Source organism: Winogradskyella sp. (assembly GCF_045105575.1).
GTDB lineage: Bacteria > Bacteroidota > Bacteroidia > Flavobacteriales > Flavobacteriaceae > Winogradskyella.
Map to the genome: position 1 here is coordinate 1 of NZ_JBGCDQ010000051.1, position 12620 is coordinate 12620.

A 12620-nucleotide genomic window follows, 5' to 3' on the forward strand; every position below is an offset into this window, starting at 1 on the left:
TGTATTTTGTAGCGTTAAGGTACTGTATTTTCTAATCCAATAGGAGATGGTTGATCTTGGCACATTGTACTTTTTGGAAGCACAGTTTGTAGAGATCTGCCCATTTTGAATTTGGTCGACGACTAAAAGTTTGGTTTCTAAGGTTGCTTTTTGGTAGCTTTTTTTTCGCCAGTGTTCATTTTGTTGTTTCATAAGTGACTATCATTAAGTGATTAATTTTTAGTCAACCTATTTCAGGAAAGTACAGATTTAGAATATTGCAGTTGGTCTAATTTGCCAGATGATGATTTTATTTTACAAGATGACAAACCTTGGGTAATTGGTGAGTTTGTTTGGACTGGTTTTGATTATTTAGGTGAACCCACTCCTTATGATGAAGCTTGGCCATCACGAAGTTCTTATTTTGGAATTAATGATTTAGCAGGTTTACCAAAAAACCGTTATTACTTATACAGAAGCCGATGGAATACCAAAGATGAAACACTACATATTTTACCACATTGGAATTGGGAAGGACGCGAAGGAAAAACCACACCAGTTTTTGTCTATACCAATTATGATAGTGCTGAATTATTTTTGAATGGGAAAAGCTTAGGTATTCAGAAGAAAAATAAAGACACACCGCAAAACCGCTATCGCTTAATGTGGATGAATGTAAAATACCAACCTGGAACTTTAAAAGTTGTTGCACTAGATGATAATGGAAATCCTGTCGTAGAAAAAATAATGAGGACTACTGGAAAACCTCATCAAATTATTCTCGATTCTGATGTAAAAACGATTAAAGCAAATGGTGAAGATTTAGCTTTTGTTACAGTTTCTGTTGTTGATAAAAACGGAATTCCGTGTCCTACAGCCACAAATCAACTTAAATTTAAAGTTAAAGGAGAAGGCACTTTCAGAGCTGCCTGTAATGGTGATGCCACATCGCTAGAGTTATTCCATTTACCTACTATGAAACTGTTTAGCGGAAAACTGGTTGTCCTTGTTCAATCTCAAGAAAAAGCTGGTGAAATTAAATTATCTGTGTCTGGAAAAGGGTTACAAAAAGGAGAATTTAGTTTTAGTTCTGTTAATTAATAAACGTTGTATAGTGATTAAAAATAAAGTGGTCTAACTCTATAAAATGAAAATCTTGAAACTAAAATATCAAATTATTATTTTCTTCATTGGCATAATGATGACGCCTCTTGTAAATGCACAAAACTTCGAAAAACACCAGTGGAAAAACCGAATCGTTCTCATCATATCTAGTGATTCCAAATCTAACATTTATGCCTCGCAATGCGAAGAATTCACTAAAGGCTTAGATGAATTTAGTAAACGAAAAGTAATCATTTATAAAATACTTCCCAATAAATACAAACGTGACGAAGAAAGCTGGACACAAAACACCTCTCTATACAAAGCCTATAACGCAAATAGTTCAGATTTCAAAATAGTACTAATTGGTTTAGACGGAAGGATAAAATTATCACAAAACAAATTATTAAGTAGAGACCATTTGTTTAATACCATAGATGCGATGCCAATGCGCAAAAACGAACTAAAGAACAAATAATAACCTATATATGCATATGGCACTATACAATTGTCTATCTGTTGCTAATGTATACCTTGCTCTAAAATATGGTAACGAATATTTAATAAAGTTAACGAATTTAGTTCGGCTAAACGATAAAGGATACTGTTTAGTCTAACGACACCATGAGTAATATTTAAAAAACTGGTAATTTAAATGGCTAAATCTGCACAAATTCCTCTATTTGTGACCTTATTTTTATAAAATGCTTTTTAAGACCTTCGTAATCATCATTGCTAATATGAGTTTTGCTAATTAAGGAACTACCCATACCAACACCTACTGCGCCAGCCTCAAAAAATGATTTAATATTACCTTCGGTTATACCGCCTGTTGGTAGCAACTTTATTTTATTTAACGGCGCCAATACATCTTTAATATAGCTAACACCTAATTGTGTTGCTGGAAATACTTTGACCGCTGAAGCACCAAGTGACCATGCTTTATAAATCTCTGTTGGTGTAAAAGCTCCTGGAAAAACAGGAATATTTAAAGCGACCGTTTTCTTAATAATAGCTTCATTTATTATGGGTGTTACAATAAACTGAGCACCTGCATCAATAGCTTTATCTAAATCGTCATCTGTACATACTGTGCCTGCTCCAACATTCAAATTAGGAAATTTATGTCTCAAAGTTGCAATAATTTCAGATGCCGACTTAGTATTCATTGTAATTTCGATAGTGTTTAATCCAGCTTCAGAATAAGCTTGAGCTATTTTTAAAACAGTATCGATTGGCAAATTTCTTACAATACCTACAATTGGTGCCTGATGGTATAATTTCCAAGAAAATAATTTCGTATTAACCATATAATTTTAGAATTTTTTGTTGCCCTAATAATATGGCTTTTTCACTTGTCTCTCTATTAAACACGTTATAATTATTTGATTTTAAAATGTGTTCTAAAGCCATTTTATATAACAGACTCAGTGGTTCTGGAGAAGCTAGAAAAACCATTTTGTCTTCATTTTTTAAATAAGAAAGCTCGTCTCCTATAATTAACCCGCTTAAAAAATAATAGTTCTCTTCTTTTTTAGATAATCCTAATAAATCACTTGCTCTAATACTAAAAAGACTTGACGTAAGCTCTCCTTTTACACCTTTCTTTAAACCTTTAAAAAACGCATCTTCAATTAGCGTGTCTTTTGCGTCTTTAAATATAGAATTCGCCAAAATACTCTTTTGAGATAAAATTTCAAAAAGTTCACCCGTCATATAACTTTTTAGCTCAGTAAAGGTTCCGTTTTTATATGTTAAATGTTTACTGTGAGTTCCAGGCAATAAGAGTATGCCTTCCGAAGTTATCTTTTGGATTTCATCAGATAGACCAATGACTTGTGTTTCCTCTCCTCGCATCATTCCAAAATCATTTCTAACACCAGAAACCAAAAGCACTTCTAATACATTATTTACAATTATTTTTTTAGTCAATAATGTTGAACCATTATTTCTAAAAGGCATTAGCGCATAATCTAACTCATGCAAACCGATGTTGGCTGTTACCATACCTGAGGCAACGACGCGATAATTTTGGTAAGGTTTTGGAAGTAGTTTAATCTGACTTATTAAATAATTACAAAAAAATTGATACTGATTGAACTTCGTTTGCTGTAAGTAATCATTATGAAGTATCTTAATTCCCTTTGCAGAAACAGACTCAAAAATTACAGCTAAAGAATCTGTTTTAACTAATCGTAACCTAAAATTACTTGTTCCCCAATCGCAACTAATAAAATATTCGGGCATGTACGTCATATTAAATTAACAAACTATGTATGTATTCAATAAACCAAAATACCATTTTTTGGATTCTGTTATAAGCGTTAAAGTTAGGTGTTTTAAAATTAAAACTCAAAGCGTTCATCGGCTATTCTTCTCATTTAATTTTGGTTGGTAATATCACAATTATTATATTTGTATGATGTATGACATCTTATAAAATTAAAACATGTTTAACTCTATAGTATCGAACAAATCACTCAGCGAACAAGTTGAGAATAAATTAACAGAAGCGATTAGAGCTGGAAAATATCTACCTGGACACCAAATACCAACGGAACACGAACTTTGCGATATGTTTAATGTAAGTAGAACGTCTATTCGTGAAGCTGTAAAAAAAATGAGTGCTCGAGGTATCGTTGAAGTAAAAAGAGGTAAAGGAGTTTTTGTGTCAGAAATGAGCATTAAAAATACGTCAGAAATTCTAAATTTATTTTTTGAGCTTTCATCAGATAAAAGCATCATTTCACAAACTATTAAAACTAGGCTCATTATAGAACCTGTATTAGCTGCAGAAGCTGCTATTTATAGAACTGACAGCCATATAGCACTTTTAAAAAACAATATGGATGAAATGAAAAAATGTGCTTTGGCAGATAAAAAAAAAGAGGCAGATATCGACAACGATTTTCACAAAACCCTTCTATCTATTGTTGATAATAAGGTATTGGATTTACTATTAAAACCAATATTTAACCTAACACCTAAATTTAAGAATGCTGTATATACAAAATCATTAACTGGCGAGCTGCTGCGAGACAAAACAATAATGATTGACCACCACAACAATATTCTAGAAGCCATTATTGCGCAAGATGCTCATAAAGCTGCGGAAGCTATGCGAGCACATATCATTGAAACACAAAAAATTCATACACAATCACTTCAATAAAACTACGATTTACTAATTTTTTAAAAACATATTTAAACCGAGACATGGACGACCTAAGGATTATAAAAGTAGAATTATTTAAAGTTCCACCAAGATGGCTATTTGTTAAGATAACAACCAAATGCGGAATAATTGGATGGGGAGAGCCCGTAGTTGAAGGAAAAGCTAACTCAGTTGCAGCATGTGTTAAAGAACTTGAACAATACCTAATTGGCCGAACTGCAAACAACATTGAAGATATTTGGCAGGTACTTTATAGAGGTGGTTTTTACAGAGGAGGGACTATTTTAATGAGTGCAATTTCTGGAATAGACCAAGCCTTATGGGATATCAAGGGCAAACACCTAGGAGTTCCTGTATACGAACTTTTAGGCGGAGCAGTTAGACAAAAAATAAAAATGTATTGTTGGATTGGTGGTGACAACCCAGATGTTGTTATACAGCATGCGCAAGAAAGAGTAAATCAAGGCTATCGTGCTGTTAAAATGAATGCCACTGGCAGTATGGAATGGGTGTCGTCGATCAAAGATATTCAAAATGTTGCTAATAATATTAAATTATTACGTGAAGAGTTCGGTTATACCATAGATATTGGTTTAGATTTTCATGGAAGAGTTCATAAACCGATGGTGAAAAGACTGATTGATAAACTGGCACCTTATGACCCTATGTTTATTGAAGAACCCGTTTTAAGTGAAAACAATGACGCTCTTAAACATATTTATTCCTACACCAGCATTCCTATAGCGACTGGAGAACGAATGCTTTCTAGATGGGATTTCAAAGATATTTTGCATCAAGGCGTTGTAGATATTATCCAGCCAGATTTAAGTCATGCTGGCGGCATCTCCGAAGTAAAACGAATTGCGACAATGGCAGAAGCTTATGATATAGCCATTGCACCACATTGTCCGTTAGGGCCAATATCCCTTGCGTCTGCTCTACATCTGGATTTTTCATCGACGAACGCTATTATTCAAGAAAGCAGTTTAGGCATACACTATAACAAGGGTTATGATCTTTTAGATTATGTTAAAAATCCAGAAGTGTTTTCTGTAAAAGATGGTTATTTAGACTTAATGTCTAAATCTGGTTTAGGTGTTGAAATAAATGAAAAAAAACTAAGGGAGGGTCGTAAGATTATTCATAATTGGACTAATCCTATTTGGCGAAATGAAGATGGAAATTTTGCAGAATGGTAATAAGTTGGTGTATTGAATTGCTTTAATAGCTTATTTGAAAAAAATTAACGCATCACTCTTTTTGATATATTATTAAAATTAGCTGCACCGCTTGCCATAATCTATATCGTAATTCCATGCTTCAGTATTGAAGGAAACAATTGAAAAAAGCTATCGATTTAAAAGATTTTGAGGTTAGATCTATATTTGAAGTCGGTATCTTTCCATCAGGATTAAAACTTGTTACATCACCATAGCCTAAATCATCGAGATATATAATAACGATATTAGGTTGTTTTACCTCATTTTTACATGCCAATAGACTGATAAAGCCAAGCAGGACTAAGAATTTTTTTCATAGTAATAGTTTTATATGGAATTCTTTACAACAAAGAGCTTATGTTAAATCAATGCTCTCAATCTATCAGCAGCTTGCTCTGCAGTAATATCTCTTTGTGGTGAACCAAACATTTCGTATCCCACCATAAACTTCTTAACTGTTGCGCTTCTTAATAATGGTGGATAAAATACTCATGTGCCAATGCCAATGTTCATTAGATTTGCCATTAGTAGGTGATTGATGAATACCACTTGAATACGGAAAAGAACATTCAAATAACTTATCATAAGCCTTAGTGATTTTTGAAATTGCATCTGCAAATCCTAAACGTTCTTGTTCTAAAATTTTGGTAATACTGGTGTGGTGCTTTTTAGGAACAATCATGGCTTCAAAAGGCCAAACTGCCCAAAACGGTGTAAGCACTACAAAGTCATCATTTTGATAAATGATACGTTCGTTAGCTTTTAATTCTTGTGCAATATAATTGCCTAGTAGACTGCTATTATTTTTATTGAAATATGCGCTTTGCTGCTGGTCTTTTTTATCAACTTCGTTTGGTAGTGTGGACTGACTCCATATTTGACCGTGAGGATGCGGATTACTGCAACCCATCACAGCACCTTTATTTTCAAATATTTGCACATAATTAATAAGAGCATTTCCTCCTAATTCTATATATTCTTTCTGCCAAGCCTTAACAACTTTACCAATATCTTCAACATTCATATCTGCCAAACTTTTTGAATGGTCTGGACTAAAGCAAATCACTTTACAAATCCCTTGTTAGCTTTCAACTTTCAATAAGCCTTCAATAAATGAAAATGATTTAGAATCTAGCTGGAGTGCTCCAAAATCATTTGTAAACACAAATACATTTTTGTAATCCGGGTTCTGCTCACCATTAATTCTAGCATTTCCTGAACATAAGTAGCAATTGGGATCGTGTGAAGGGAGTGTCTCGTTAGAAATCACTTCATTTTGTCCTTGCCACGGTCGTTTTGCACGATGTGGTGATACTAAAACCCATTCTCCCGTCAATATGTTAAAACGTTTGTGTGAATAGTCTTGTAAGTTTGAATACATGTTTTTCTATTTATTTTAAAATATGAGTTCCTTTTGAAAGTTTTACTTTGTAGACAGAGCAAGCGTTTCCAAATTCTTTTTGAAACTTTTTTGAAATATCTTTTTTAAATCTTTTATAATCGCTTTTTAAAATTATATTAATGGTACAACCACCAAATCCGCCTCCCATCATCCGTGATCCAATAACATTAGGATTTGCTTTTGCGCTTTCAACTAAAAAGTCTAATTCTTTACAACTTACTTTATATTTTTTGCTTAAACCTTCATGAGATTGGTAAAATAGTTTTCCTAATGTTTTGATATCATCTTCTTGTATGGCTCTGGAAAAGGTCTTAACACGTTCGTTTTCTTGAATGACATATAATGCCTTGTAATAATCACCTTCTGTAATCTTGTCTTTAATAGTATCTAATTGTTCTTTAGTAGCGTCTCGCTGCGCTTTTACATTCAGTAATTCTGAAATATTCTCGCAAACAGCACGTCTGTCGTTGTACGCACTTTCAGATAAATCGTGTTTTACATTGTGGTATTGATTAACATCAATTTATAATCTTTAAAATCAATTTTATAAGCTTGCGATTCCATAGACCTACAATCTAAAAGAAGGGCACTTTTTTTGACACCAAACATACTCGCAAATTGGTCCATAATACCACATTTTACACCTGCATAATTATGCTCGGCTTTTTGCGAAATTACAATCATCTCTGCTTTAGTTAATCCTAAATTAAATAATGTGTTTAAACCAAATACAAAACTATTTTCTAATGCCGCAGAAGATGACATACCTGCGCCTCCAGGAATATCTCCAGCAAAAACAGCGTTAAAACTACCAACCTTTAGTCCTTTTTTTTGAATTTCAGAAATCACACCAAGACAATAATTACGCCAACCTCCATCTTTAAGTCGTTTGATAGTTTCTACGTCAAAGTCATAAAGTTCTTCTTTATTTAACGCATAAATTTTACTAGTGTTAGACGTACTTTTACTCATAGCTAAGGTAATACCTTTATTAACTGCTCCAGGAAATACAAAACCATCATTATAATCTGTATGTTCACCAATAAGATTAATTCTTCCTGGTGAAAACACTAAAAGTGGCTGAGTTTCAAATTGCGCTTTAAAACTTTTTTTTACGCTTTTGATTAGTTTTTTATTCATAATGCATTTTTTTAATGAGCATGAATCTTTAAACTCCATTTTATTTTAAAGACCTCCTTAGGTTGTAAAGTTTTCAACCCAATGTTATTATTAAAACTATTTGAAACTCCTGTTGTAGGTTCAATAGCAACCATATTGGCTTTTGGAGGTGTGTAAACTTGTAAAAATCCATCTGGCTGAGATGAGATAAGTTCTAATTTATAATTTGGTGTAGTAAATATTATTTTTTTATCCTCTAGCTTCCAACAATCATCATAATCTTGCTGCCCAAAACTTATAAATCCTTTGTGCTTAACATTATCTATACCTCGCGTAATATTCCGATGACCGATATTTAATTTCTTTTTGGCATCAAAAATAACACGCCTTTCGTTAAGGTCTGTACTGCAAAAATAAGGATGCCAGCCTAAAGTAAAAGGGAACGACGTAGCTCCGGTATTTATCACTTTGACCTTTACAGCGATACTACTTTGCCTAAATAGATAGGTTAATTGTAGGATAAGGGAAAGGGAAATCCAGCCTCATCACCCTGTGACTGGTAGGACAAAACAATTTTAGCTTGTTGTTTTTTTATGACCTGTTTTATAATGTTGAAGGACTTGTTATAAACTAGTCCATGTATAGCATTACGTTCATCTTCATGATTTATTTCGAATTGAAAATCTTGATTATTAAACCTATACTTGCCATCCTTTATTCTATTAGCAAAAGGAAATAAAATAGAGGATGCATAAGTATTCTTATACACTAATGGTTGTAAATCTGCAATAATTGGTTCTCCATTTAAGACTAATTCTTGCAAACTTCCGCCATCATTTAAGTAAATTTTACCAAATACACTGGCATCACTATTTTTTACTTCTAGTATATTTTTCTCTATGCTATGTTTAATTTTATACATATATAAAAAGATTTATGATATTGATTTTTTAACAATTATCATCAAAACAAAAGTACACAAAACCCGTAGGTTCATAACAGTTACAAACCATATGAAATGAACTATTTTAATAGAATTAATATTTATATTTGGCTAACAATTAATCAATTTTAAACCACCAGATTATTATGACAGCAGGTTTTCAAACATGGGACTATATTGTTTTTATAGCTTATGCAGCCCTTATATTAGGTGTAGGCTTATGGGTTTCTAGAGATAAAAAAGGGCACCAGAAAAATGCCGAAGATTATTTTTTAGCCAGTAAATCTTTACCTTGGTGGGCGATTGGTACGTCTTTAATTGCTGCAAATATTTCTGCAGAACAATTTATAGGTATGTCTGGGTCTGGATTTGCACTTGGTATTGCCATTGCCTCGTATGAATGGATGGCAGCGTTAACTTTAATAATAGTTGGTAAGTACTTTTTACCCATTTTTATCGAAAAAGGTTTATATACCATTCCTGAGTTTGTTGAAAAAAGATTTTCTACAAACCTTAAGACAATTTTAGCTGTTTTTTGGCTAGGCTTATACATTTTTGTAAATCTAGCCTCAGTGCTCTATCTGGGTGGTTTAGCCATAGAAACCATAATGGGAGTAGACATGGTATATGCCATTATTGGCCTAGCCCTATTTGCAGCGGCATATTCTATCTATGGTGGTTTATCAGCTGTAGCTTGGACGGATGTTATTCAAGTTGTATTTTTAGTTTTGGGTGGTTTAGTAACAACATATCTTGCTCTAAATACTGTTTCTGGAGGCGAAGGTGTTATGGCAGGATTTTCTAAAGTATGGGAAGCTGCACCAGATAAGTTTCACATGATACTTGAAGAAACAAATGAAAACTATGTTAATTTACCAGGAATTTGGGTTTTAGTTGGTGGCTTATGGGTTGCTAATCTTTATTATTGGGGATTTAATCAATATATTATCCAAAGAACTTTAGCCGCCAAATCTCTCAAAGAATCGCAAAAAGGTATTCTTTTGGCTGCTTTCTTAAAATTAATTATACCGCTTATTGTTGTTGTACCCGGAATTGCTGCCTATGTGATGGTAAACGACCCATCGATTATGGCTAATCTTGGTGAAGCAGGTATGTTAAACCTACCAACCTCAGAGCAAGCAGACAAAGCGTATCCTTGGTTATTACAGTTTTTACCTGTTGGTTTAAAGGGTATTGCATTTGCAGCACTTGCGGCAGCTGTGGTGTCGTCTTTAGCCTCTATGCTCAACTCTACATCTACCATATTCACCATGGATATCTACAAACAGTATATTAATAAAAATGCTAATGATAAAACTACCGTTAATGTAGGCCGTATTTCTGCTGGTGTCGCTCTACTTATCGCTGTAATTGTAGCGCCACTTTTGGGTGGTATAGACCAAGCTTTTCAGTTTATACAAGAATATACAGGTATTGTAAGTCCTGGTATTTTAGCCGTATTTATGTTAGGATTATTCTGGAAAAAAACCACCAACAATGCTGCTATTTGGGGAGCTATTTTATCCATCCCAATCGCACTGATTTTAAAATTTACACCTCTAGAAATACTTGAACCTTGGATGCATCAAATGGGAATCACAGCACTTCTTACTATGGCTATCATTATAGTATTAAGCCAACTTCAAAATAAAGGTGCAAACGATGCTAAAGCCATCATTATAACGGACGGATTGTTTAAAACCAGTCCTCTATTTAACATAGGCTCAATGGTTATTTGTATTCTCTTAGCTGTACTATATGCCTTGTTTTGGTAGAAATCAAAAGCAATACCCTTAAAGTTATGCTTTTGCACAAAGTATAAAATCGGATCTATTTGTTTTAACATAATTTGTAATAAACTTAGTATTCATGGCATATCAATAACTTCATAGACAGAAAAAAGCTTCTTATTTCTAAGAAGCTTTTTTAATAAGTACAAGCTGAAAGACTTACCTCGGCTTGTTACACAAGGTACTTTAAATGAAAATATATTTTCATTTCAGTAATGCTTAGCATAAACTTCTTGTCATAAGCATTTATTAAACGAAAAAGACTCTAACCTTAACGATTAGAGTCTTATTTAAAATTGTACAGGCGGAGAGACTCGAACTCTCACACCTCGCGGCACTAGATCCTAAGTCTAGCGTGTCTACCAATTCCACCACGCCTGCAATTACCCAATAAATATTGGGATGCAAATATAAACAATAGTTTGATATTCAAATAAGAAATATTTAAGAAAAATTCATTTCTGAATTCTTACATTTGTTTCAAACACAAATCTCTGTATGCAAACTATTACATCTTATATCGAAAAGAACAAAGATCGCTTCATAAACGAACTTATCGACTTACTAAAAATACCATCCATCAGTGCCGACTCTGCTTATAAAGGAGACGTCTTAAAAACTGCTGATGTCATTAAATTGAGTCTTGAAAAGGCGGGTTGCGACCATGTAGAAATATGTGAAACCGAAGGCTATCCTATAGTTTATGGTGAAAAAATAATCGATAAAAACTTACCTACCATACTGGTTTATGGCCATTACGATGTGCAACCACCAGACCCTTTAGATTTATGGAACTCGCCTCCTTTTGAACCTGTGATTCAAAAAACAGAACTACATCCTGAAGGTGCTATTTTCGCCAGAGGTGCTTGTGACGATAAAGGTCAAATGTACATGCATGTTAAGGCTATGGAATACATGACCTCCCAAAACGAATTGCCTTGCAACGTAAAATTTATGATTGAAGGTGAAGAGGAAGTCGGTAGTGTTAACCTTGCCAAATTTGTAGCTGCTCATAGAGATAAATTGAAAAATGACGTCATTCTGATTTCAGATACAGGAATGATTGCTAAAGACGTACCATCCATCACCACAGGCTTAAGGGGTTTAAGTTATGTTGAAGTTGAAGTGACTGGACCAAATCGCGATTTACACTCTGGTTTATATGGAGGAGCCGTAGCAAATCCAATTAATGTATTAACTAAGATGATTGCTTCGCTTCACGATGAAAACAATCATATTACCATTCCAGGATTTTACGATAGGGTTGAAAATTTATCAGATGCAGAACGTGCCGAAATGGCAAAAGCACCTTTTTCATTAGACGCTTATAAAAAATCATTAGACATCGATGCGGTTTATGGAGAAACTGGTTATTCTACCAACGAACGTAATTCCATTCGTCCAACATTAGACGTCAACGGTATTTGGGGAGGTTACACAGGTGAAGGTGCAAAAACCGTTATTGCAAGTAAGGCTTATGCAAAAATATCGATGCGTTTGGTGCCCAACCAAGATTGGGAAGACATTACTAAATTATTTAAAACGCATTTTGAAAGTATCGCTCCTAAAGGGGTTACTGTAAAAGTAACACCACATCACGGAGGCCAAGGTTACGTCACTCCTATCGATAGTATTGGTTATAAAGCCGCTTCAAAAGCTTATGAGCAGACCTTTGGTAAAACACCTATTCCGCAACGTAGTGGAGGTAGTATTCCTATTGTGTCGCTTTTTGAACAAGAACTCAACAGTAAAACCATTTTAATGGGCTTTGGTTTAGACAGTGATGCTATTCACTCTCCAAACGAACATTTTGGAGTTTGGAATTACCTAAAAGGTATTGAAACCATTCCTTGGTTTTATAAGCATTTTACAGAATTAAAAAGCTAAT

Annotated in this window: 10 protein-coding genes, 1 tRNA gene and 3 pseudogenes; 6 read left to right on the forward strand and 8 right to left on the reverse strand. The window is 33.8% G+C overall.

All coding sequences use genetic code 11. From position 1 onward, the window contains the following. The coding region (locus AB8B52_RS12410) for a helix-turn-helix domain-containing protein (protein WP_406028582.1) at positions 1-192 on the reverse strand (192 nt) is incomplete at its 3' end. Positions 193-240: 48 nt separating this feature from the next. Between AB8B52_RS12410 and AB8B52_RS12415 the strand changes: the two are divergent. Further along, positions 241-1080, forward strand: a pseudogene (locus AB8B52_RS12415) (DUF4982 domain-containing protein); the annotation flags it as partial. Between the two features lie 55 nt (positions 1081-1135). Next, complete coding sequence (locus tag AB8B52_RS12420; RefSeq protein WP_406028584.1) at positions 1136-1561, forward strand: DUF4174 domain-containing protein; 426 nt, start codon at positions 1136-1138, stop codon at positions 1559-1561. Positions 1562-1742: 181 nt separating this feature from the next. Here AB8B52_RS12420 and AB8B52_RS12425 read toward each other — a convergent pair whose 3' ends face one another. Beyond that, complete coding sequence (locus tag AB8B52_RS12425; protein WP_406028586.1) at positions 1743-2393, reverse strand: bifunctional 4-hydroxy-2-oxoglutarate aldolase/2-dehydro-3-deoxy-phosphogluconate aldolase; 651 nt, start codon at positions 2391-2393, stop codon at positions 1743-1745. Then, on the reverse strand, positions 2386-3330 hold the full coding sequence (locus tag AB8B52_RS12430; RefSeq protein ID WP_406028588.1) for a 2-dehydro-3-deoxygalactonokinase: 945 nt from the start codon (positions 3328-3330) through the stop codon (positions 2386-2388). The genes AB8B52_RS12425 and AB8B52_RS12430 overlap by 8 nt, the downstream gene beginning before the upstream one ends. A 202-nt stretch (positions 3331-3532) precedes the next feature. On the opposite strand from AB8B52_RS12430, the gene AB8B52_RS12435 reads away from it, so the two are divergent. Together AB8B52_RS12435 and dgoD are read left to right on the forward strand one after the other, a co-directional pair. After that, positions 3533-4255, forward strand: a complete 723-nt coding sequence (locus AB8B52_RS12435) for a FadR/GntR family transcriptional regulator (protein ID WP_406028590.1) — start codon at positions 3533-3535, stop codon at positions 4253-4255. Between the two features lie 44 nt (positions 4256-4299). Continuing rightward, a complete protein-coding gene (gene dgoD, locus AB8B52_RS12440; RefSeq protein WP_406028592.1) occupies positions 4300-5457 on the forward strand; it encodes a galactonate dehydratase in 1158 nt (385 codons plus the stop codon). 381 nt (positions 5458-5838) lie between these two features. Here the strand turns inward: dgoD and AB8B52_RS12445 are convergent. The 4 genes and pseudogenes from AB8B52_RS12445 to AB8B52_RS12460 form a co-directional block, all read right to left on the reverse strand. Beyond that, positions 5839-6859, reverse strand: a pseudogene (locus AB8B52_RS12445) (UDP-glucose--hexose-1-phosphate uridylyltransferase). A 10-nt stretch (positions 6860-6869) separates the two neighbouring features. Beyond that, on the reverse strand, positions 6870-7403 hold the full coding sequence (locus AB8B52_RS12450; RefSeq protein ID WP_406028651.1) for a galactokinase: 534 nt from the start codon (positions 7401-7403) through the stop codon (positions 6870-6872). Then, a complete protein-coding gene (locus AB8B52_RS12455) occupies positions 7376-8020 on the reverse strand; it encodes a galactokinase (RefSeq protein ID WP_406028594.1) in 645 nt (214 codons plus the stop codon). Before AB8B52_RS12455 ends, AB8B52_RS12450 begins: the two co-directional genes overlap by 28 nt. A gap of 11 nt (positions 8021-8031) precedes the next feature. Continuing rightward, a pseudogene (locus AB8B52_RS12460) lies at positions 8032-8921 on the reverse strand (aldose 1-epimerase). 167 nt (positions 8922-9088) lie between these two features. Between AB8B52_RS12460 and AB8B52_RS12465 the strand changes: the two are divergent. Then, entirely contained in the window at positions 9089-10717 is a 1629-nt protein-coding gene (locus tag AB8B52_RS12465) for a sodium/sugar symporter (RefSeq protein ID WP_406028596.1), read from the forward strand. A 314-nt stretch (positions 10718-11031) separates the two neighbouring features. Here the strand turns inward: AB8B52_RS12465 and AB8B52_RS12470 are convergent. After that, a tRNA-Leu gene (locus AB8B52_RS12470) sits at positions 11032-11113 on the reverse strand. A 117-nt stretch (positions 11114-11230) separates the two neighbouring features. Between AB8B52_RS12470 and AB8B52_RS12475 the strand changes: the two genes are divergently transcribed. Then, on the forward strand, positions 11231-12619 hold the full coding sequence (locus AB8B52_RS12475; protein WP_406028598.1) for a dipeptidase: 1389 nt from the start codon (positions 11231-11233) through the stop codon (positions 12617-12619). Position 12620: the final 1 nt, after the last annotated feature.